The 22315-nt window shown below is 67.5% G+C and carries 15 protein-coding genes; 2 read left to right on the forward strand and 13 right to left on the reverse strand.

Annotated elements, in window-relative coordinates; translation table 11 throughout:
• Positions 1–40: 40 nt before the first annotated feature.
• From ACI2L1_RS14310 to ngcE, 7 genes are all read right to left on the reverse strand, one after another.
• Complete coding sequence (locus tag ACI2L1_RS14310; RefSeq protein WP_404739632.1) at positions 41–1363, reverse strand: sugar ABC transporter permease; 1323 nt, start codon at positions 1361–1363, stop codon at positions 41–43.
• Positions 1360–2151: an ATP-binding cassette domain-containing protein gene (locus ACI2L1_RS14315; protein ID WP_404739633.1), complete on the reverse strand. Its 792-nt coding sequence runs from the start codon at positions 2149–2151 to the stop codon at positions 1360–1362. The genes ACI2L1_RS14310 and ACI2L1_RS14315 overlap by 4 nt, the downstream gene beginning before the upstream one ends.
• A gap of 289 nt (positions 2152–2440) precedes the next feature.
• A complete protein-coding gene (locus ACI2L1_RS14320) occupies positions 2441–3532 on the reverse strand; it encodes a sugar ABC transporter substrate-binding protein (RefSeq protein WP_404739710.1) in 1092 nt (363 codons plus the stop codon).
• Positions 3533–3665: 133 nt separating this feature from the next.
• Entirely contained in the window at positions 3666–4865 is a 1200-nt protein-coding gene (locus tag ACI2L1_RS14325) for an ROK family protein (RefSeq protein WP_404739711.1), read from the reverse strand.
• Between the two features lie 183 nt (positions 4866–5048).
• Positions 5049–5969, reverse strand: a complete 921-nt coding sequence (locus tag ACI2L1_RS14330; protein WP_404739634.1) for a carbohydrate ABC transporter permease — start codon at positions 5967–5969, stop codon at positions 5049–5051.
• Positions 5970–5986: 17 nt separating this feature from the next.
• The gene (locus tag ACI2L1_RS14335) at positions 5987–6922 is read right to left on the reverse strand and encodes a carbohydrate ABC transporter permease (RefSeq protein WP_404739635.1); all 936 of its coding nucleotides are present in this window, start codon (positions 6920–6922) and stop codon (positions 5987–5989) included.
• 67 nt (positions 6923–6989) lie between these two features.
• Entirely contained in the window at positions 6990–8435 is a 1446-nt protein-coding gene (gene ngcE / locus ACI2L1_RS14340) for an N-acetylglucosamine/diacetylchitobiose ABC transporter substrate-binding protein (protein ID WP_404739636.1), read from the reverse strand.
• 422 nt (positions 8436–8857) lie between these two features.
• Here ngcE and ACI2L1_RS14345 point away from each other — a divergent pair, with 422 nt between their 5' ends.
• The gene (locus ACI2L1_RS14345; RefSeq protein WP_404739637.1) at positions 8858–12586 is read left to right on the forward strand and encodes a GH92 family glycosyl hydrolase; all 3729 of its coding nucleotides are present in this window, start codon (positions 8858–8860) and stop codon (positions 12584–12586) included.
• A gap of 20 nt (positions 12587–12606) precedes the next feature.
• The gene (locus ACI2L1_RS14350) at positions 12607–14544 is read left to right on the forward strand and encodes an alpha-glucuronidase (protein WP_404739638.1); all 1938 of its coding nucleotides are present in this window, start codon (positions 12607–12609) and stop codon (positions 14542–14544) included.
• Here ACI2L1_RS14350 and ACI2L1_RS14355 read toward each other — a convergent pair.
• The 6 genes from ACI2L1_RS14355 to ACI2L1_RS14380 are packed head-to-tail and all read right to left on the reverse strand — an operon-like array spanning position 14538 to position 22267.
• On the reverse strand, positions 14538–16547 hold the full coding sequence (locus tag ACI2L1_RS14355; protein ID WP_404739639.1) for a beta-galactosidase: 2010 nt from the start codon (positions 16545–16547) through the stop codon (positions 14538–14540). The genes ACI2L1_RS14350 and ACI2L1_RS14355 overlap by 7 nt on opposite strands.
• The gene (locus tag ACI2L1_RS14360; RefSeq protein WP_404739640.1) at positions 16544–17221 is read right to left on the reverse strand and encodes a hypothetical protein; all 678 of its coding nucleotides are present in this window, start codon (positions 17219–17221) and stop codon (positions 16544–16546) included. Before ACI2L1_RS14360 ends, ACI2L1_RS14355 begins: the two co-directional genes overlap by 4 nt.
• Complete coding sequence (locus ACI2L1_RS14365) at positions 17218–18729, reverse strand: xylan 1,4-beta-xylosidase (protein WP_404739712.1); 1512 nt, start codon at positions 18727–18729, stop codon at positions 17218–17220. The genes ACI2L1_RS14360 and ACI2L1_RS14365 overlap by 4 nt, the downstream gene beginning before the upstream one ends.
• Positions 18729–20384, reverse strand: coding sequence for an extracellular solute-binding protein (locus ACI2L1_RS14370; protein ID WP_404739641.1), 1656 nt, complete (start codon positions 20382–20384; stop codon positions 18729–18731). The genes ACI2L1_RS14365 and ACI2L1_RS14370 overlap by 1 nt, the downstream gene beginning before the upstream one ends.
• Before the next feature lie 36 nt (positions 20385–20420).
• Positions 20421–21293 carry a carbohydrate ABC transporter permease gene (locus ACI2L1_RS14375; RefSeq protein WP_404739642.1) on the reverse strand — a complete coding sequence of 291 codons (873 nt, stop codon included), beginning with the start codon at positions 21291–21293 and terminating at the stop codon, positions 20421–20423.
• Positions 21287–22267 (reverse strand): ABC transporter permease, encoded by a 981-nt coding sequence (locus tag ACI2L1_RS14380; RefSeq protein WP_404739643.1) that lies wholly within the window; start codon positions 22265–22267, stop codon positions 21287–21289. The genes ACI2L1_RS14375 and ACI2L1_RS14380 overlap by 7 nt, the downstream gene beginning before the upstream one ends.
• Between the last annotated feature and the right edge of the window lie 48 nt (positions 22268–22315).

Below are 22315 nucleotides of genomic sequence, written 5' to 3' on the forward strand. Positions count from 1 at the left end.
TGCCGGGCAAGTGGATCTTCCCCGAAGGGCGCCTACGGCGTTATCCGCGACCCGCGGCCTTCTGGGACCTGCGCGACACGGAGTCGATGACGACCGCGCCGAGCAGCACGCCACCGGTGATCATGTACTGGATCGAGGCGTTCATGTTCAGCAGGTCCAGACCGGTCGTGATGGACTGGATGACCAGCATGCCCAGGAGGGCGGACCACACCGAACCGCGGCCGCCGAAGAGGCTCGTACCGCCGATGACGGCCGCCGCGATGGCGAGCATCAGGGTGTTGCCGGCACCGGCGCTGAGCGTCGCGCTCGCGGTCTGGCCGGCGAAGAACATACCGCCGATCGCGGCGAAGCCGCCGGAGATGGCGAAGACGGTGATCCGGACCATCGGCACGTTGATACCGGCACGGCGCGCGGCCTCGATGCCGCCACCCACCGCGAAGACCTTACGGCCGTACGTGGTGCGGCGGAGCACGAAGTCGACGACCACGAGTGCCGCCAGGAAGATCACCAGCGAGTTGGAGACACCGGCCGAGTCGTTGAGCACGGCGGCGGCCACGAAGGACGCGACGGCGAGCGCGCCGACGCGCACCAGGATTTCGCCGGTCGGCCGGAAGGGCACGCCCGCGGCCTTGCGGCGGCGCTGCTCGTTGAGGTTGCCGACGAGCGTCAGCACGACAGCGAGGCCGGCCAGCAGGTACGCGCCGATGATGGCCTGGTTCATGAAGAACGAGCTCTGGCCGAACAGGTGGATCGGACCCGAGTCGGACGGGATGTTGATGGTGCCGCTGGAGCCCAGCAGCCACAGCATCAGACCGTTCCAGCCGAGGAGACCCGCCAGCGTGACGACGAACGCCGGTACACCGATCTTGGCGAAGAACCAGCCGTGCAGCGCGCCGACGGCGATACCGCAGAGGACCGCAAGGACCAGCGCCAGCCAGACGTTCATGCCGTGTTGGACCACCCACACGGCGAACAGGGTGGAGGCCAGGCCGCTGACGGAACCGACCGACAGGTCGATCTCGCCGAGCAGCAGCACGAACACCAGGCCGATGGCGATCATGCCGGTGGCCGACAGGTAGTAGCTGATGTTGGAGAGGTTGTCGGCGCTCAGGAAGCGGTCGTTCTGGAGCTGGAAGATCGCCCAGATGACGATCAGGCCGATGACCACGGGCAGCGAGCCCAGCTCACCGCCCTTGACCTTGCGCGTGAACTCGGTCAGGTAGCCCTTGAAGCCCTCTTCGCGGACCAGCAGCCGGGGGTCGACGACCGAGACCGGCGCTGCGGTGGGGTCGTCGGCGGGGGCGACGGTCTTCTGACCTTCCCTCGCCGCGTCCGCCTTGGAAACCTTCGATGTGTCGCTCACTTTGCCGCCTCCGCGTTGCGACGTCCCGCACGACGGGTGACGGCGTTGTCCGTGGCACCCGTGATCGCGGAGATGATTTCTTCCTGACTGGTGTCCTTCACCGGGAAGGCTCCGTTGTTCCTGCCCAGCCGCAGCACGGCGACGGTGTCGGCCACGGCCTTGACGTCGGCCATGTTGTGGCTGATGAGGATGACGGCGAGGTCGCGCTCGCGCAGCCGCTCGACCAGGTCGAGGACCTGTGCGGTCTGCTCGACGCCGAGAGCGGCGGTGGGCTCGTCGAGGATGACGAGCTTGGGGTCGCCGACCAGCGCTCGCGCGATGGCCACGACCTGGCGCTGGCCTCCGGAGAGGCTCGCGATCGGGATGCGCACGCTCGGGATGCGGATGGAGAGCGTGTCCAGCAGTTCGCGGGCCCGCTGCTCCATCGTGACCTCGTCGATGATGCCGCGGTGCAGCAACTCACGCCCGAGGAAGAGGTTGCCGACGACATCGAGGTTGTCGCACAGCGCGAGGTCCTGGTAGACCGTCGCGACGCCGAGTCCCTGGGCGTCGTGCGGCTTGTTGATGCTGACCGGCTTGCCGTTCCACTCGATGACACCCTCATCGATGGGATGCACACCGGCGATCGTCTTGACCAGCGTGGACTTTCCGGCGCCGTTGTCGCCGACCAGGGCGACCACTTCTCCGGCGTGGACCTCCAGCTCGACATCGGTGAGGGCCTGCACCGCACCGAATCGCTTGGAAACTCCGCGCAACGCCAACACGGGCGTAGCGGACACGTGAACCATCTCCTTCGCCGCCTGACCGGCGGGGATGCCGCGCTTGGGGTAAGGCGCGGAGGGGTTGTGCTCGCGACACTCAGCTCGTAGCACTCGACTGACGAGTTGTGCCGTAAGCACCGATTTACTAGTCGAACATGCGCGCGGCCGATGCCTCTTGGCAACGGCAGCGTCCGCCATGCTTCCGTCCGGTGCCCGCCCCGCAGCGGGGTATGAAGGCGGTGCGGGCACCGGACAGGCTCTGTGCCTGCCGTCGGGGCGGGTCCGTGGAAAGGACGCGCCCCGAGGCTCAGGCGGATTACTGCAGGCCGGCCGTCTTGCACTTGGCGGCGTAGTCCGCGGTGCAGATCTGGGCGACGGTGTACAGACCGTCCTTGACGACCGTGTCGTTGATGTTCTTCACGGTCACCGAGACCGGGGTCAGCAGCTTCGCCTGGACCTTGTCGCCGGAGCCGCTGGTGACCTCGGTGTCGGCCAGGGACTTGATGTCCTTGCCCTGGAGCAGGTTGACCGCGAGCTCGGCGGCGTTGTCGGCCTCCGGCTTGTAGGCCTTGTAGACCGTGGCGGACTGGGTACCGGCGACGATCCGCTGGATGGCGGCGAGCTCGGCGTCCTGACCGGTCAGCGGGATGGTGCTGATACCTGCGCCCTTGAGGGTGTTGGCGATACCACCGGCCATGCCGTCGTTGGCGGCGTAGACGCCCGCGATGTTCTTGGCGCCCAGCTGGGTGATGGCGGCGGACATCTTCTGCGCCGCGACGGTGTCCTTCCAGAGGCCGGACTGCTCGTAGGCGATGTCGACCTTGCCGTCGAGGACCTTGTGCGCGCCTTCCTTGAACTGCGCGGCGTTCGGGTCGGCGTCGTCACCGTTGATCATGACGACCTTCGACTTGGTGGTCGCCTTGGAGCCGAGCGCGTCCAGCAGGGCCTGACCCTGCAGCTCGCCGACCTTGACGTTGTCGAAGGAGACGTACGCGGAGACCGGGCCCTGGGCCAGACGGTCGTACGCGACGACCTTGACGCCCTTGCTCACCGCGGACGCGATGGAGGACTTGATGGCGGCCGAGTCCTGCGCCGAGACCACGATCACCTTGACGCCCTTGGTGACCATGCTGCTCATCTGCTGGGCCTGCTTGGCCGGGTCGGCCGCGGCGTTGGCGTAGGAGACGGTGCAGTCGCTGCACAGCTCCTTGACCTTCGCCTCGAAGTACGGCTTGTCGAACTTCTCGTACCGCGCGGTGACGTTGTCGGGCAGGAGCAGGCCGATCGACTTGCCGCCCGAGCCGGAGCTGCTGCTGTCGCTGGCGTTGTCGTCGTCGCCGGCCTTGCCACAGGCCGCCGCAGAGACGGCGAGCGCCGAGATCGCGACGGATACGGCCACACGACGCATGAGCGTGTTCACTTTTGAAACCTCCCTGACGAGGCCGCGTCGTTGCGGCCGAGGTGGCTGGAAGTCAACTCGGCCACACGTGCGACGTCAAGAAGTAAATACTTAACGAGATGGCAACGACCTCCTGCGTTATCTAAGTGAACGCAGGTGCCGCCGCATGCAGCGTGCTGTCCAAAAGGGTCGAATCACCCATCTCGCTGAGGGCGAGGGCGAGTGCTCCGAGCACCTCCGCGCGACCTCCAAGTGCCCCTGGAAGCACGGACAGTTGACGTGCCGCACTGGGGATCGCATAGCGGCCGACGGACTCCCTGATCGGCCCGAGCACCAGCTCACCGGCCTCGGCGAGATCACCGCCCAGGACCACTCGGCTCGGGTTGAGCAAGTTGCAGAGATTGGCGACTCCACTGCCGATGTGTCGGCCGACGTCGGCGATCACCCGACGACAGCCAGGATCTCCGTCCCGTGCGAGTCGAACAACGCCTTCCATGGTCAGGTCGGTGCCGTGGCTGGACTGGAGCAGCGGGAGCACATAGCGCGCGGCCGCGAAGGTCTCCAGACAGCCGCGGTTGCCACAACGGCAGACGGGGCCGGACTCATCAAGAGTAATATGCCCGATTTCTCCCGCTGTGCCACCCGGGCCCCGGTAGATCTTGCCGCTGATGACCAGCCCGGCGCCCACACCGCTCGCGACCTTGATGTACGCCAGGTCCCTGACCCCCCGGCCGCTGCCCCAGACCAGCTCACCGAGGGCACCGAGGTTGGCGTCGTTGTCCACGTGCACGGGCACGCCGAGGCGCCCCTGGAGCTCCTCGGCAGGCTTGGTGCCGATCCAGCCCGGCAGGATGGCGGAGGAGCCCAGGGAGCCGGATTCCAGGTCGATCGGGCCGGGGACACCGAGGCCCACCCCGGCGATCTTGGAGCGGTCCACTCCGGTCGCCTCGATCAGCCGGTTGACCAGCTGCTCCGCCCGGTCGAAGCCCTGAGTGGAGGAGGCGTCCACGTCCAGCGGTTCGGACTCCTCGGCGAGCACCTGGTGGGCGAGGTTCCCGACCGCGACACGCAGATGGGTGTGCCCGAAGTCCACCCCTATGACGATGCCGGCGTCACCGCTCAGCGAGACCGCACGGGCCCGCCTGCCACCCGCCGAAGTCGGCGTGACCTCGACGGTTCCGCCGTCCTTGAGCTCGCGGACGATGTTGGAGACGGTTGCCGCGGACAGTCCCGTGGTCCGCGCGATCTCTGCCTGCGTGAGCGACCCGGCCAGCCGGACGGCACGTACGACCCGTTCCAGGTTGGCTCGGTGCAGCGACGACTGCGACCCCGGAGTCTCCACGACGACCTCCTGCGCGCGGGACCGCATCGATGAGGCCCCGTCTATGTCCAACTAGTGAACTCTAAGCTGAGCCGTTCGGGTCGCCTCCCGTCAAGAGGTTGAACAGTATCCGGGGCGTAGGGCACGCGTGAGCGCACCGTCACCGGGACCGGGAACGGTGCGCTTGCGTGCGCTCGCGGAGCGCTACTTCAGGGTCGCCGAGGTGAGGCCCGCCTGTACCTGACGCTGGAAGGACAGGTACACCACCAGCATGGGGATCATCGCGATGGTCACCCCCGCGAAGAGCACCGGAAGGTCCGAGGCGTACCCCGTCTGCTGCTGGAGCTGGATGAGGCCCTGGGTGAGCACATAGCGCTCCGGATCGTCGCCGCTCTGCGGCTGCATCAGCACCGTCGGCAGGATGAACTGGTTCCACTGGCCCAGAGTGTTGAAGATGCCGACGCTGATCAGTCCCGGCTTCGCCATCGGCAGCATCACCTGGAAGAAGGTCCGGGTGTGCGAGGCGCCGTCGAGGACCGCGGCCTCGAAGACCGCCGTGGGCAGCGTCCGGAAGAACGCGTGCATGAAGAACACCGTGAACGGCATCGAGTAGGCGACATACACCAGGATCAGCCCCTGGTAGGTGTTCAACATGTCCAGCCGTTTCACCATGAAGAACAGCGGGACCAGGGCCAGGAACACCGGGAACATCGCGCCCGCGACGAAGAAGAAGTACAGGAACCTGTTGCCCCAGAACTGGTAGCGGGCCAGGACGTAGGCGGCCATGGAGCCGAGCAGCATCGTCAGCGGCACCGAGAAGACCAGCACGATGACGGTGTTCAGGAAGTAGTCGCCGATGCCCTTGTCCCAGGCCCGTCCGAAGACGTCGAGGGACCAGTTCTGTGGCCAGCCGAAGGCCGAACCGCCGATCTGGGCGTCGGTCTTGAAGGAGCTGAGCACCAGCCACAGCAGTGGCAGCACGATCAGCAGGGCCCACAGCGCGAGGAAGCCGTGCGAGAAGACGTTCAGGACGACGCCCTCGCTGCGCTCGCTGTCGCGGGCCGGGGCCGTGCCCGTGGCCCGCTGCGCCGGGACGGCCGCGGTCTCCTTGATGGGTGCGCTCATCGTCGTATCTCTCCCGCTCAGAACTCGACGCGGTCGCGGCGGGTGGCACGCAGCATGACCACGGACAGGACCAGGGTGAGCAGCAGCATGACGACGCCCATCGCGCAGGCGTATCCGCTCTTGCCGAAATACTGGAAGTTGCGCATCATCACCGTCGACATCACGTCGCTGTGATGGTCGGGGCCGCCGCCGTAGGCGCCCATGTTCTGGGTCATCGACGAGACCAGCACGAACATGTCCATCGCGACGATGCCCAGATAGACCCAGGCGGTCTGCACGGTGTCCCAGAGCAGCGGCAGGGTGATGCGGAAGAAGGACTGGTTGCGGCCCGCGCCGTCGATGAGCGCGGCCTCGTAGATGTCCTTCGGGATGGACTGCATGGCCGCCGAAAACAGCACCAGGTAGAAGCCGACCCCGTGCCACACCACGGCGATGAGCAGCATCCACAGCACCAGGTTGGGCTCGTTGAGCCATTCCATGGGGTTCTCGGCGTCGACCAGCCCGAGTTTGATCAGGAATCCGTTGAGCAGACCGCCGCTGTCACTGCGGTACACCGCGTTGAACAGCACGGCGACGATCGCCAGCGACAGCACCTGGGGAAAGAAGTACACGACTTTGTAAATCTGCGATCCGGCGACTCCGCGCACCCCGCCGGCCTTGCTGCGCCCGCCCGCGTTCAGCATGAACGCGAAGAACAGGGAGAGCAGAATGGTGATCACCGGGATGAAGATCAGGAACAGGATGTTGTGCCAGATGGCCTGCACGAAGACATCGTCCTGGATCAGCGCCTTGTAGTTGTCCAGACCGATGAACTTGAACGTCTGCGACTGCCCTTTCCAGTCGGTCAGCGAATAGCCGAACGTCTGGACATACGGCCAGATCACGAAGATCACGTAGAGCGTCACGGGAACGAAGAGAAATCCCGCGACAAACCTGTACTGCCCTTTGCGCATTGGCGATTCCTGCCCCTGGTGTCCTCCCCCGGGCCGGAGCGCTCCGGCCCGGGAAACGGCGTTGCGGTCAGTCCCGGTGGTTCTTCTTGGAGGCCGGGTCCTTGGCCTGCTTGTCGACCGCGGCTTGGGCCCGCTTGAGCCACTCCTTCGGCTGGATGCGCTTGGCCATCAGCTCGTTGGACGCTGCCTCGATGGCGGCGCCCATCTCGCTGTACCACTCGGTGTACAGGTAACGGAAGGTGTCGTCACCGGCCGCCTTCGAGGCCTCGACGGTGGACTGGGTGCCCGGCCGCAGCTTGACGCCCGGATCGACGCCGTCCTTGAGGATGGTGAGGGAGTTGGCCTCCTTGGCGAAGAGGGTCGACCACTCCTTGGAGAGCATGCGCCGCATGAACTCCTTGGCACCCGGCAGGTTCTTGGCCTTCGCCGGGATGATGAAGGGCTCCCCGGAGCCGGCCCGGATCGCCTCGAAGGGCAGCGCGCTGTCGGGCAGCAGCGGCATCGGCATGAACTTCATGTCGAAGTCTGACGGCGTCTGCTTCAGCTGTTCGTTCTCCAGCCAGGAGCCGCAGGTGATGAAAGCGGCCTTGTACTGGTTCCAGCGGGTCTGGGACTCGGTGTGGGTCAGGCCGTTGGTGCCCGGCATCAACAGGCCCTTCTCCACGACCTCGTAGATCGCCTCGACGCCGGCCTCGGCCGCATCCGAGCCGACGAAGGCCTTCGGGTCCAGGTTGTCGATCGCCTTCATGGCGTCCAGACCGCCCTTCTTGGCGATCAGGTCCATGATGGCGACGTTGATGTAGTACGGGTACTTGCCCTGGTGGGCGAGGCCGCCGATGCCCTGCTTCTTGGCGTCCTGACAGACGGCGAGGAAGTCGTCCCAGGTCTTGGGCTCCTCCCAGCCCTTCTCCTTGAAGAGCTTGCCGGAGTACCACAGGCCCCAGACGGTGTAGATGTAGTTGAGGGCGACGACCTTGCCGCCCTGGAGCCCCGCGTCGAGGGTGCCGGGGATGATGAGGTCGCGGACCTTCTTGCTCGGGTCGTCGACCGCGGGTGCGTCCAGGACCTCGGCGAGGTCGAGCAGCTGCCCGTTCTTGTAGAGGACGTCGACCTTGATCTGCTGAGCGCCTGAGTCGTCGACGATGTCCGGCGGGTTGCCCGCGTTGAACCGCGGTTGCAGCTTTCCGGTGATCTCCTGGGTGCCGGTGTGGGTGGAGGTGATCCCGAGCTTCTTCTGGAAGTCGGCCTCCCAAGCCTTGGCGTAGTCGTCGCCATAGCCGCCCTTGAAGATCACGACGTCGAGCTTGCCGCCCTTCGCCGCGCCGAAGGGGTTCTCCTTCGACGTGGCGCCCTTGGTGCTGTCGTCGCTCGAATCGTCGCCCCCGCCGCTGGCGCAGGCGGACAGAAAACCGGTCGCGGGAACGGCGGCCAGTCCGAGTGCGGCGGACCGCTTGATCAGATCTCGGCGGCCGACACCGTGTTCACCGTGACTGTCTGCGGAAGTGGATCCCATGCTCAAGTCCTCGCCTTCTCCAGGACTCAGGCGGTGAACCGGATCCTCCCCGGCACCGCGGTCAGGTCAAGCAGGTTCGTGCAGGAGGTTCGTGCAGGAGGAGTGAATTGCCGACAGGTATAGTCCACTTCCGGTCGGCGGAGCAAGATCGAATGCAAGGTTGGTCATGGGTCTTTTCCGAGTTGAGACCTCGCGGAAATATGAGCGCCCTGTGCGAAGCTTGCCGGAAAAATCCGCGACAAAGGCCCCGAATGCCGCAGCCAACACCCTTGACATCACTGTGCACTTGGGCCACTACTGATCCTTGCACGGAATTGGTGACAACGTTGTCCGTCCTCGTGCAGGGAGGGTACTCGCCGATGGCTCGGTACAGAACTCGGCTCAGACGGAGTACGGCGGTCGTGATCACGGCCGCCTTTTGCGTGACAGTGGGCTCGCAGGGCGCGGCGGTCGCCCTGCCCGACGCTCCCGCCCCGGCCGACCTGGGGTTCTCCTCCTCGTTCGAGGCGGGTGACCCGGCCCCCGACTGGGTCAGCAGCGTCGACGGCGGTAAGGCCTCCGGTGTCGACGGCGGCTACCGCACCGGCATCCCCGGCAACGTCACCGACCAGGTCACCGACGTCCGGGCGAGCGCGGAGAACACCGGCGGCGGTGAGGTGAAGGAGAACCTGGTCGACGGTGAGCCCGGCACCAAGTGGCTGTCCTTCGAGCCCACCGGCTGGGCCGAGTTCGACCTGGCCAAACCGCTCAAGGTGGTGACCTACGCGCTGACCTCGGCCAATGACTTCGCCGAGCGCGACCCCAGGGACTGGACCCTGAAGGGCTCCACGGACGGCAAGGACTGGAAGACCCTCGACACCCGCTCGGGTGAGTCGTTCGACGAGCGGTTCCAGACAAAGTCGTACGACATCCAGGATCCGGCCGAATACCAGCACTTCCGGCTGGACATCACGAGGAACAACGGCGCCTTGGGCATCCTCCAGCTGGCCGATGTGCAGTTCTCCACGGGCGGTGCCGACGCGCCGGTACCGCCGGACATGCTCTCGCTGGTCGACCGCGGTCCGAGCGGATCGCCCACCGCGAAGGCGGGCGCCGGGTTCACCGGAAAGAGGGCTCTGCGTTACGCCGGGCGGCACATCGCCGACGGGCGGGCCTACTCGTACAACAAGGTCTTCGACGTGAACGTGAGGGTCGACCCGCTGACCCGGCTGTCGTACCGGATCTTCCCGTCGATGGCCGATGGCGACCGCGACTACGACGCGACGAACGTGTCGGTGGACCCGGCCTTCACCGACGGCACCTTCCTGAGCGACCTCGGGGCGCGTGACCAGCACGGATTCGCGCTCTCGCCGCAGGGACAGGGTGCCGCGAAGGTGCTCTATGTCAACCAGTGGAACAACGTGCTGTCACGGATCGGGTCGGTCGCGGCCGGGAAGACCGTCGACCGGATCCTCCTCGGGTACGACTCCCCGAGCGGGCCGGCGAAGTTCCGGGGCTGGCTGGACGACGTGACGCTGGAGCGGGCCGCGCCGGAGAAGCCCAAGACGCATCTGTCCGACTACGCGCTCACGACCCGCGGCACCAACTCCAGCGGCGGCTTCTCGCGCGGCAACGACTTCCCGGCGACGGCCGTGCCGCACGGCTTCAACTTCTGGACGCCGGTGACCAACGCGTCCTCGCTGAGCTGGCTCTACGACTACGCGCGGGCCAACAACGCCGACAACCTGCCGACGATCCAGGCGTTCAGCGCGAGCCATGAGCCGAGCCCGTGGATGGGTGACCGGCAGACCTTCCAGGTGATGCCGTCCGCCGCGGCCGACACCCCGGACACCGGCCGGGACGCGCGGGAGCTGGCCTTCCGGCACGAGAACGAGACCGCGCGGCCGTACTACTACGGGGTGCGGTTCGAGAACGGGCTGAAGGCGGAGATGGCACCCACCGACCACGCGGCGACCCTGCGCTTCACCTTCCCCGGCGACGACGCGAGCGTGCTCTTCGACAACGTGACGGACCAGGCGGGGCTCACGCTCGACGAGGAGAACGGGACCTTCAGCGGCTACTCGGACGTGAAGTCCGGGCTGTCGACGGGGGCGACCCGGCTGTTCGTGTACGGCGTCTTCGACCGGCCCGTGCAGGAGGGCACGTCGAGCGGGGTCAAGGGGTACATGCGCTTCGACGCCGGGTCCGACCGGACGGTCACCCTGCGGCTGGCCACCTCGCTCATCAGCCTCGACCAGGCGAAGGACAACCTGCGCCAGGAGATCCCGGACGGAACGTCCTTCGACGAGGTCAAGCGCGGCGCCCAGCGCGTCTGGGACCGGATCCTCGGCAAGGTCGAGGTCGAGGGTGCGACGCAGGACCAGCTGACCACGCTGTACTCCAGCCTGTACCGGCTGTACCTGTACCCCAACTCGGGCTTCGAGAAGGTGGGTTCGAAGTACCAGTACGCCTCGCCCTTCTCTCCGATGCCGGGTCCGGACACCCCTACGCACACCGGCGCGAAGATCGTGGACGGCAAGGTGTACGTCAACAACGGCTTCTGGGACACCTATCGGACCACCTGGCCGGCGTACTCACTGCTGACGCCCTCTCAGGCGGGCGAGATGGTCGACGGGTTCGTCCAGCAGTACAAGGACGGCGGCTGGACCTCCCGTTGGTCCTCCCCCGGGTACGCGGACCTGATGACCGGCACCTCCTCGGACGTCGCCTTCGCGGACGCGTACGTCAAGGGCGTGGACTTCGACGCGAAGTCGGCGTACGACGCGGCCCTGAAGAACGCCACGGTCGTGCCGCCCTCGTCGGGCGTGGGCCGCAAGGGCATGGAGACCTCGCCCTTCCTCGGCTACACGAGCACCGACACCCACGAGGGCCTGTCCTGGGCGCTGGAGGGGTATCTCAACGACTACGGCATCGCGCGGATGGGCCAGGCGCTGTACAAGAAGACCGGCGACAAGCGCTACAAGGACGAGTCGGAGTACTTCCTCAACCGGGCCCGGGACTATGTGAACCTCTTCGACACCAAGGCAGGTTTCTTCCAGGGGCGCAGCGATACGGGTGAGTGGCGCGTCGAGTCCTCGAAGTACGACCCGCGCGTCTGGGGCTACGACTACACCGAGACCAACGGCTGGGGCTACGCCTTCACCGCCCCGCAGGACAGCCGGGGTCTCGCCAACCTCTACGGCGGCCGCGGCGGCTTGGCGGAGAAGCTGGACGAGTACTTCGCGACCCCGGAGACGGCCTCGCCGGACTTCGTCGGCTCCTACGGCGGTGTCATCCACGAGATGACGGAGGCGCGGGACGTCCGGATGGGCATGTACGGGCACTCCAACCAGGTCGCCCACCACGTCAATTACATGTACGACGCGGCCGGGCAGCCCTGGAAGACGCAGAAGAACGTCCGGGAGGTGCTCTCGCGCCTGTACGTCGGCAGCGAGATCGGCCAGGGCTACCACGGCGACGAGGACAACGGCGAGCAGTCGGCCTGGTACCTGTTCTCGGCGCTGGGCTTCTACCCGTTGGTGATGGGCAGCGGCGAATACGCGGTCGGCTCACCGCTGTTCACCAAGGCGACGGTCCATCTGGAGAACGGCCGGGACCTGGTGGTCAGGGCGCCGAAGAACAGCGCACGGAACGTGTATGTGCAGGGCCTGAAGGTCAACGGCCATACGTGGACGTCGACTTCGCTCCCGCACTCGATGCTGTCCCAGGGGGCCGTCCTGGACTTCGACATGGGTCCGCGGCCCTCGAAGTGGGGCACGGGGAAGAACGCGGCCCCGGTGTCGATCACCCAGGACGACGAGGTACCGACACCTCGCGCCGACGTGCTCGCCGGTGACGGGGCGCTGTTCGACAACACCTCGGCGACGGACGCCACCGTGACCTCGGTGGATCTGCCGGTGTCCGGACCTGTCAAGGGCATCCAGTACACGGTGACCTCGGCCGCGGACCACACGAAGGCACCGACCGGCTGGACGCTCCAGGGATCGGACGACGGGACCACGTGGAAGACCCTCGACCGGCGGTCGGCGGAGTCCTTCGCATGGGACCGGCAGACACGGGCGTTCACCGTGGGATCCCCGGGTACGTACGGGAAGTACCGTCTGGTGCTCGACGGCGAGGCGGTCGTGTCGGAAGTCGAACTGCTCGCCTGAGCAAGGGCGTTGGGGGTCTCATGCAGGGTGTCGATCCGGCCTGGCTGCCAGACGGTGCGTTCCGGCCGATCGGCACCCGGCGGACGCTGATCCGCGGCTCGGGTCCGCTGGTGGACACGGTGCACGGGGAGGTGGCGCAGGCCTGCCGGCGGTTCGGCGGAAGCGTGTCGCGCGAACTCGGCCCGCACGACCTGGTGTTGGAGCTGGCCGGTGACGACGACTCCGAGGGGTTCACCTATGCGCGCGGTGACGGGTGTACGACCGTCACCGCGTCCGGTGCGCGAGGGCTGCTGTACGGCCTCTTCCACGTCGTCCGGCTCGGGGAGGCGGCGTTCCTCGGCGAGGCCCAACCCGAGTCACATCGCCCCGAGTTGGCGCTCCGGATGCTCGACCACTGGGACAACGTGGCCGTGCATCCGGTCATGGGCCAGGTGGAGCGCGGGTACGCCGGTGGGTCGCTGTTCTGGGAGGACGGGCGGGCGCGCGCCGACCTGGAGCGGGTGCGGGCGTACGGCAGGCTGCTGGCGGCCTGCGGGATCAACGCCGTGGCCGTGAACAACGTCAACGTGCACGCGGCGGAGGCGCGGCTGCTGACCGACCGCCTCCATGAAGTGGCCGATATCGCGGGCGCGTTGAGGCCGTACGGGATTCGCACCCATCTGTCGGTGACCTTCGCCTCGCCGGTCGTGCTGGGCGGGCTGGCGACGGCCGATCCGCTCGACGAGGCCGTGCGGGCCTGGTGGGACGAGGCGGCCGCGCGGGTGTACGCCGTGATCCCCGACTTCGGCGGGTTCGTGGTGAAGGCCGACTCGGAGGGGCAGCCGGGGCCGTTCGCGTACGGGCGCAGTCATGCGGACGGCGCGAACATGCTCGCCGCCGCGCTCGCGCCGTATGGCGGCACCGTTCACTGGCGGGCCTTCGTCTACGACCACCACCAGGACTGGCGGGACCGCTCGACGGACCGGGCGCGGGCCGCGTACGACCATTTCGTGCCACTGGACGGGGAGTTCGCCGACAACGCCGTCCTCCAGGTCAAGCACGGGCCGATGGACTTCCAGGTACGGGAGCCGGTGTCACCGCTGATCGGGGCGATGCCGGGGACGCGGCTGGCCGTGGAGCTGCAGGCGACGCAGGAGTACACCGGGCAGCAGCGGCATGTGTGCTGGCTGGGGCCGATGTGGAGCGAGGTGCTGCGGTTCGGGATCGCCGGGGAGACGTCGGTCGGCGCCCTTGCTCGCGGTGGGCTCGTGGCCGTGTCCAACGTCGGCGACGATCCGTTCTGGACCGGGCATCCGCTGGCCCAGGCCAACCTGTACACGTTCGGGCGGCTGGCCTGGGAGCCCGGTGCGGATCCGCATCAGGTCCTCGACGAATGGATCCGGCTCACGTTCGGAGACGGACCGGCGGCGGGGGTGCGAGCAGTGTTGACGGGATCATGGCGAACGTACGAGAAGTACACCGCTCCCCTGGGCGTGGGCTTCATGGTGCAGCCGGGGCACCACTACGGGCCGAGCGTCGACGGGTACGAGTACAGCCCCTGGGGCACCTACCACTTCGCGGACCGCGACGGCGTCGGTGTCGACCGGAGCGTGGCGAGCGGGACCGGGTACGCGGGGCAGTACGCCAAGCCGTGGGCCGAGGTGTACGAGTCCACCGAGAGCTGCCCCGACGAGCTGTTGCTGTTCTTCCACCACGTGTCGTACGGGCACATGTTGAAGAGCGGCAAGACGGTGATCCAGCATATCTATGACACACACTTCGAGGGTGTGGAGGAGGTGGAGGCGGCCCGGGAGGTGTGGGCCTCGCTGGCGGACCTCGTGGACGCGGCGCGCCACGCGCGGGTCGCGGAGCGGTTCGAGGAACAGCTCCGCAGTGCCCGCGAGTGGCGCGATCAGGTCAACAGTTACTTCTTGCGGAAGTCGGGGGTGCCGGACGAGCGAGGGCGGACCGTCTACTGACGGCGGAGGATCGCGACGCCCCTGGGGTCGAGGGTGAGTGGGGCGCCCGCCTCCGTCTGTTTCCCGGTGAGCAGGTCGGTGGCCGTCTCGTGGACCGTCAACTCGGCTGCCACCGCCATGTGGTTGAGGAGGAACAGCAGGCGGGTGCCGTCCGGGGCGACCCTGGTCGCGGTCTCCAGGCCCTCGTGCCCGGCATACGGGCCGATCAGGTCGTGGCGGGACAGGACACGGCGGACCACCTGGTCGACGCCGGGCTGGTCGAGGGCGGTGGCGACGTACCAGCCCTCGCCCTGCCCGTAGTGGTTGCGGGTCACGGCGGGAGTCCCCGCGTAGAAGTCGGTGCCGTATGTGGCGACCGTCTCGGCGCCTCGGAGCCGCACGATCTCGAAGACGAGCCGCCCCTCGGACGCCAGCTCCGGGACGGGCTGGGCGAACTCCGGTGCGCGGGAGTCCCATTCGTCGATCCGGATGCCCATGAGGGGGGCGAGGGGGCCGGGGACGTCGGTGAGGAAGGCGCGGTCGTGTTCGTCGACGCGGCCGGAGAGGAAGGTGGTCAGGACCGTACCGCCGCGTTCCGCCACCGCTTCCAGGCGGGCGGCGAGGTCGCCCTTGACCATGTGCAGGACGGGGGCCAGGACCACGTCGTACGAGGTGAGGTCGGCGGTGTGCGGGACGACGTCCACGTCGGCGCCGGCCTCCCGGGCGGCGCGGTAGTAGGCGTGCACCACCTCCTGGTACCTGACCAGCCGCGAGGGGCCGTCGGAGATCTCCAGGGCCCACCAGCTGTCCCAGTCGAAGAGCAGGGCGGTTCGGGCGGGGGTGCGGGCGCCGAGGGAGGCGCCGCCGAGCAGCTCCAACTCCTCGCCCAGCGCGGCCACTTCCTCGAACACTCGGGTGTCGTCGCGGCCCGCGTGGCCGATGACCGCGCCGTGGTACTTCTCGCAGGCGCCGCGGGAGGCGCGCATCTGGAAGTAGAGGGCCGCGTCGGCGCCATGGGCGATCGCCTGGAAGGTGGCCAGGCGCAACTCCCCCGGTCTGCGCAGGGGGTTGACGTCACGGCAGGCCGTTGTGGACGGGGTCTGCTCCATCAGCCAGAAGGGGGCGCCGTCCTTGAGTCCGCGCATCAGGTCGTGGGCCAGGGCGGGCCAGGTCGGCGGGGCGTCGACGGGCGGGTAGCTGTCCCAGGACGCGAAGTCGAGATGGGGCGCCCAGCGGTGGTAGTCGAGGGGGCGAAACATACCCATGAAGTTGGTCGTGACGGGGGTGACCGGATCATGGGCGCGGATCACCTCCTTCTCGGCGAGGAAGCAGCCGAGCAGTGCGTCGGTGGTGAAGCGGAAGTAGTCGAGCGTGATGCCCTGGAAGGCGGTGTGGTCGGGGCCCCGCCAGTGCTCAGTGAGGGCGCTCGGCGGCTCGATCTCGCCGAAGTCGGTGTAGCGGTGCGACCAGAACGTCGTCCACCAGGCGTCGTTGAGAGCGTCCAGGGTGACGTACTTGTCCCGCAGCCACTCACGGAACGCCCCGGCGCACAGCTCGCAGTAACAGACCCCGCCGTACTCGTTGTTGATGTGCCAGGCGAGCAACGCCGGGTGGTCCGCGTACCGTTCGGCGAGCCGCGCCGCCATCTCCGCGGCGAGTCTGCGGTACGCCGTTGAGCTGGGGCAGAAGTTGTGACGCTGGCCGTAGCGGTGCCGACGGCCCTCGAAGTCGGTGCGGTTGACCTCGGGGTACTGGCGCGCGAGCCAGGGCGGGAGGGCGGCCGTGCCGGTGGCCAGGCAGACCTGTCGGCCCTCGGCCGCCGCACGGTCGAGGATGCGGTCGAGGACCGTGAAGTCGTAGGTGTCCTCGGCGGGTTGGGTGAGGGACCAGGAGAAGACGCCGACGGTGAGGGTGTCGATGCCTGCCCGGGTGAACAGGCGGTGGTCCTCGTCCCAGACCTCCTGCGGCCACTGCTCGGGGTTGTAGTCGCCGCCGTACGGGATCTTGGAGCTCGACGGGCTCATACGGTGAAGTCCTCCTGGGTCTCGGCGATCACCGGACGGCTGCTGTGCAGCAGGGACAGCAGCAGCGGGGCGGCCAGCAGCGCGGGCAGGGCCTCGGTCAGTACGGCGGTCCCGGCGGCGGTCAGGACGAGCAGCGAGGCGGCGCCGAGGGTGGCGCGGCCGCGCCGGAACAGGAAGTACGCGGCGAGGCGGGCGGTGTCCCTCGCGCGAAAGGCGAAGAGAGCGGTGAGCACCAGCGCGTGCGCGCCCCAGAGGAGGGAGGCGGCACCGATCGCCGCGAGCAGCACCGCCCACCAGCCGGGCAGGCCGGTGGCGGAGAAATGGGTGAGCGTGAAGGCGATCACCGTGAGCCAGGCCAGCAGCGGGGCCCACAGCCTGAGCGACGGAAGCGCGTTGAGGCGCCAGCCGCGCCAGTAGGTCCGGGCCGGGTGGAGGTCGGCGAGGTCGCGGTCGCGGTGGTGGAGGGCGTACAGGGCGGCGGCCGTCGCCGGGCCGAGGGGCAGCAGGCATACGGCGGCGAGGGGGAGGTTGGCGGGGTCGGGGCCGATGAGAAGCAGCGCGGCCAGGCCCGGCGAGGCGGCGATGAGCAGGAGGGCCTCGACGGTGACGAGGGTGTGGACGAGGGCCGCGGCTCGGGAGAGGGAGCCCTGTCCGAAGGTGACGGGGGTGCTCACCGGGACTCCCTTCCGAGCAGCCGGCGCTCGTCCCACCACTCCGGTGCTTCCTCCACGACCGGGCTCACCTCGACCAGGGTGACCTCGTGCCGGGCCAACGTCAGGTCCAGTTCGGTCCGTTCGTCCGTCACCGGCAGCCGAAGGTGCTGTCGGCCGGGCTCGGACGCCTCGTGGAGTACGTCGATCTGGTGCGGCTCGGGCGAGCGCGGGCTGCCCATCCGCTGCCAGGCGGTACGGGCGTTGCCGTGCTCCTCGTCGACCACGGACCGTCGTACGAACGCCTCCCGCGCGCCCCGCACCGGCACGGACAGGCGCAGCCTGTGCCGCTCGGGACCCGGTGTCTCGCCGCTCGCGTCGACCGGGGCCCAGGCGAGGACGGTCACCCGGCCGTCGGGGTGCCGGGTGACCAGGTGGTCGGCGCCGCGGGTGAGGAGGTCGGGGCCCATGCGGGCCATGAAGGCGTAGAGGTGGTACGTCGGTTTCCGCACCTGTCGGTGGGTGAGCAGGCCGAAGCCGCCGTGGAAGAGCGCGGTCGGCGGTCCGGCCTCCTCGAACATGTCGCTGAAGGTCCAGTACGAGAAGGAGTCGACGTGGTCGCCGCCGCTCGCGAGGACGGGTGCCAGGTAGGCCGCGTGGAAGGCGGTGTCGTGGACCGGGTTGTCCGGGCGGTAGGAGGAATTGAACTCGGTGATGTGGACCGGGAGTTCGGCCAGCCGTGTGCCCTTCAGCCGCTCGCGGGGCGTGGCGAACTGGTCCAGGAGGTGCCGCGCGGGCGCCAGCGTCTGGTGGACACCGAAGGGGACGTGCTGGGCGGGGCCCGAGGTGTAGGCGTGCTTGGACACGAAGTCGACCGGGACATCGCGCTGTTCGGCGAACTCCGCGAAGCGGTCCAGCCACTCGTCCGCTCCGGGTGAGATCGCGGGGCCGCCGACCTGGAGCTCCGGGTCCACTTCCTTCACCGCGGCCGCGGTCACCTCGTACAGCCGGTGGTACGCCTTCTCGTCCGCGCCCTCCCAGAAGTCGGGCAGGTTGGGCTCGTTCCACACCTCGATGGGCCAGGTGCGTACCTCGTCCAGGCCGTAGCGGTCGACGAGATGGGTGAGGGTCGCCTTGACTAACGCCGCCCACTCCTTGTGCGAACGCGGTGGGGTGACATTGCCGCGCCACCAGAAGATCGTCTGTGCCCCCGACGCCAACTCCTCGGGCATGAAGCCGAGTTCGAGGAACGGCCGGATGCCGAGCTCCAGGTAGGCGTCGATGACCTGGTCGACGTACGTGAAGGAGTGCCGGACGTGCCGGGTGCCCTGCCATTCGTAGGGCCGGTACACCCCCATGCCGTCGCTCAGCAGCCCGTGTCCCCGGATGTACCGGAATCCGATGTCACGCTGGAGGAGCTTCAGTGAGTCCTGGTAGTCGCGGCGCAGGGCGAGTTCGGTCCGGCCGGTGCCGACGCAGTGGCGCCAGGCGTCGGAGAGTCGGCCGGAGGGCTCGGCGGGGACGCGGAGGATCACGCGTTCTCCTTCTTGAACCGTTCGTACGCCTTGTTGTGCAGGTCGACGAGCTGATCCATGTTCTTCGCCTTCAACTCGGCGAGGTGCGCGTCCCAGTCGGACATCGGGCGCTTGCCGAGGACGAACTGGAGGGTGTTCTGGATGGCGGTGTCCTTGAGCGGGGTGTCCCAGAGGGTCGCCTGTTCCTGCTCGAAGGACTGGAGCGGGTGGGCCGGGTCGACGGGGAGTTCCTTGCGCTGGGACATGGCGTCCTCGAACTTCTTCTCGTCCGGGCTGAAGGTGGAGGAGACCAGCTCCCAGCTGCCGCCGTAGGTGAACACGCCGTTGAAGAAGCCGTAGTCCTTCTGGAGGTCCTTGGGGGCGTCCGGGTCGGATCCCATCAGCGAAATGCCGGGCTCCAGCGTGTACTTGCCGCCGGACTCGGTGTAAGTGACGCCCTCGACACCCCACTTGCAGAACTTCTGGCCCTCGTCGGAGTACCAGAGCCAGTCCACGAACTGCATCATCGCGACGAAGGTGTCGCTCTTGAGGGCCTTGCTGGAGATCATGATGCCGTTCTCCAGCCGGATGCCGCTCAGCAGGACCGGCCCCGCCGGGCCGAGGGGCACCGGGACCATCTCGATCTTCGCGCCCTTGACCTGCTTGTTCAGGTTGTAACGGTAGTTCTGCACCAGCTCCTGCGGGTTGGCGCTGATCACGTACGACTTCTCCGCGAGCAGCTTCTGCACGGCCTGGTCGTCCTGCTGGGTGAAGCTCTCCGGGTCGAGGAGCTTCTCGGAGACGAGCTTTCTGAGGTACTCCACCATCTGCCGGTAGGCGTCCTGGGTCGCGGTGAAGACGAACTTCTGCGCCTTGGTGTCGAAGCTGAGGTTGTCGTACGTCCAGCCCGCCTTGACGCCGTACGCCTGGCCGAGATAGCGGAACAACGCGCCGCACGGGAACGGGGTGTTGGTGCTCCAGCGGTCGGTCCACGGGTATTTGTCGGGGTACTCCGCCTTGAGCGCCTTGAGGACGTCGTACACCTCGTCCCAGGTCGTGGGGAGGGTCAGTCCGTGCTTGTCGAGGATGTCCGTGCGGAAGGACAGCGAGTAGCCGGACTTGGGCTTCTCGTGCAGGCCCGGCAGGAGGTAGTACTCGCCGTCGGACTGGCGGATGGAGTCGAGTTCGGGCTCCAGGTTCCACTTCTTGACCTTGTCCCGGAAGTTGGGCATCAGGTCGACGTACTTGCTGACCGGGAGGATCGCGCCCGAGGACACGAAGGCGACCTCGCCGGGGTGGTAGGTCTTCGGGATGATGAACGGGGCGTCGCCCGAGCCGATGAGGACGCTGCGCTTCTTCTCGTAGTCGGCCAGCGGGACGTCGAGGGGCTTGATAGTGATCCCGGTACGCTTGGTGACCTCCTTCCAGAACAGCCAGCTGTTCTTGAGGGGGTACACCGGGTTGTCGTTGTGCAGCATCGAGAAGGACAGTGCCTTGGCGGCCTTGAACTGCTGGCCGGCCTGGTAGTCCTTCATCGCGCCGTTCTGCTTCTTGGTCAGGTCCTTGGAGTCGCCGCCCTCGTCGCCGCTGCCGCAGCCGGTGAGGGTGGCGAGACCGATGAAGCCCGCGGCGGCCAGCATCTGACGCCGCGACAGCTCTCCTGCGTTCTTCACGGGAACTCCCTTGGTGCGTAGGTGAGATGAGGGGGGTCAGCCCTTGACCGCGCCGAGCATCACGCCCGAGACGAAGAAGCGCTGGACGAAGGGGTACACGCAGATGATCGGCAGCGCGGTGAGCACGATGGTGACCGCCTGGATGCTCGCGCCGACCTGGCTGAGCTGTGCGTCGGTGGCGCCCGCATTGCCGCCGGTGGTGGCCCCGGCGATCATGTTGCGCAGATAGACGGTGACCGGCATCAGGTCGGAGTGGTCCATGTACAGGAAGGCGCTGAACCAGGAGTTCCAGAAGGACACCGTGTAGAAGAGCACCATGGTCGCCACGACCGCCTTGGACAGCGGCAGCACGATCCTGAGCAGGATGCCGTAGGTGTTCAGGCCGTCGATCTGCGCGGCCTCCTCCAACTCGGTCGGCAGACCTTCGAAGAACGCCTTCATCACCAGCAGGTTGAAGACGCTGATCGCGTTGGGCAGCGCGATCGCCCAGACGCTGTTCTTGAGACCGAGGCTGGTGACCAGGACGTAGTTGGGGATGAGACCGCCGGTGAAGAACATCGTGAACACGGCGATGCCGACCAGCACCCCGCGCCCCTTGAGGTGCTTCTTCGACAGGACGTAGGCGTAACAGGTCGTCAGGACCATGGCGACGACGGTGGCGACGACCGTGTAGAGCACGGTGTTGCCGTAGTTCCGCCAGAACATCGCGTCCTGGAACACGATCTTGTACGTGGTGAGGTTGAACCCCTTGGGCCACAGGGTCACTTCACCGGCCCGGATCTGCCGTTCCCCGCTGAAGGACCGCGCGACGATGTTGACGAAGGGGTACAGGGTCACGACCACGACAAGAGTGAGGATCACCCCGTTGACGCCATGGAAGACCCGGTAGGAACGGCTCGGCTTCACCACAGACTGGTCCCCACTGTGCGGCGCGAGAGCGTGTTGGCGGAGGTGATCAGGACCAGGCCGATGATCGCCTCGAACAGGCCGATGGCGGCCGCGTAGCTGAAGCTGTTGGATTCAACACCCGCCCGGTAGACGTACGTCGAGATCACGTCCGCGGTCGGGTAGGTCAGCGGGTTGTACAGCAGCAGGACCTTCTCGAAGCCGACGGCCATGAACGTGCCGACGTTGAGGATCAGCAGCGTGATCATGGTGGGGCGGATGCCGGGCAGGGTGACGTGCCAGATCTGCTGCCAGCGGTTGGCGCCGTCGATGCGCGCGGCCTCGTACAGGTCCTCGTCGATGGTGGTGAGCGCGGCGAGGTAGAGGATCGTGCCCCAGCCGGCGGTCTGCCAGATCTCGGAGCCGACGTAGATCGTGCGGAACCAGTCGGGTTCCTGGATGAAGCGGATCTCGTCGTGGCCGAACCAGCCGAGGGCGTGATTGACCGGGCCGTCGGTGGCGAGGATCTGCATGGTCAGGCCCGCGACGATCACGATCGACAGGAAGTGCGGGAGATACGTCACGGACTGCACGAACCGCTTCAGGGAACGCCGGCGTACCTCGTTCAGCAACAGCGCGAGGACGATCGGGATCGGGAAGCAGAACGCGAGGGTGAGCCCGCCGAGCCACAGGGTGTTGCGGAACACCTGCCAGAAGGTCGGGTCGCTGAGGAACATGCGCACATAGCGCAGGCCCACCCAGTCCTCGCCGAACATCGAACCGCCGGGTTCGAAGCGCCGGAAGGCGATCACGTTGCCGATCATCGGCAGATAGCGGAAGACCAGGAAGAACAGCAGCGGCAGGACCGCCAGCGAGTACAGCTGCCAGTCGCGGCGCAGGGCCCGACGCCATCCGCCGCGCGGCGCCGGACGGCTGACCGCCGCGGGTGGGTCCTCGACGCTGGATGGTGGAGAGGCCGACTTGATGGATGTGCTCACGCTCGGTCCTCTCAGACGGAGGCACGGAACCGAAACTTTCGAGCTCTT

The sequence above is a fragment of the Streptomyces sp. NPDC019531 genome, from assembly GCF_044903305.1.
Taxonomy (GTDB): domain Bacteria; phylum Actinomycetota; class Actinomycetes; order Streptomycetales; family Streptomycetaceae; genus Streptomyces.

What these genes read in the sequence shown, in the direction of transcription:
- ACI2L1_RS14315 (WP_404739633.1), bottom strand. Translation starts at nt 2,151, where the DNA reads ATGGTTCACGTGTCCGCTACGCCCGTGTTGGCGTTGCGCGGAGTTTCC.
- ACI2L1_RS14330 (WP_404739634.1), bottom strand. Translation starts at nt 5,969, where the DNA reads ATGAGCGCACCCATCAAGGAGACCGCGGCCGTCCCGGCGCAGCGGGCC.
- ACI2L1_RS14355 (WP_404739639.1), bottom strand. Translation starts at nt 16,547, where the DNA reads ATGAGCCCGTCGAGCTCCAAGATCCCGTACGGCGGCGACTACAACCCC.
- ACI2L1_RS14320 (WP_404739710.1), bottom strand. Translation starts at nt 3,532, where the DNA reads ATGCGTCGTGTGGCCGTATCCGTCGCGATCTCGGCGCTCGCCGTCTCT.
- ngcE (WP_404739636.1), bottom strand. Translation starts at nt 8,435, where the DNA reads ATGGGATCCACTTCCGCAGACAGTCACGGTGAACACGGTGTCGGCCGC.
- ACI2L1_RS14350 (WP_404739638.1), top strand. Translation starts at nt 12,607, where the DNA reads ATGCAGGGTGTCGATCCGGCCTGGCTGCCAGACGGTGCGTTCCGGCCG.
- ACI2L1_RS14335 (WP_404739635.1), bottom strand. Translation starts at nt 6,922, where the DNA reads ATGCGCAAAGGGCAGTACAGGTTTGTCGCGGGATTTCTCTTCGTTCCC.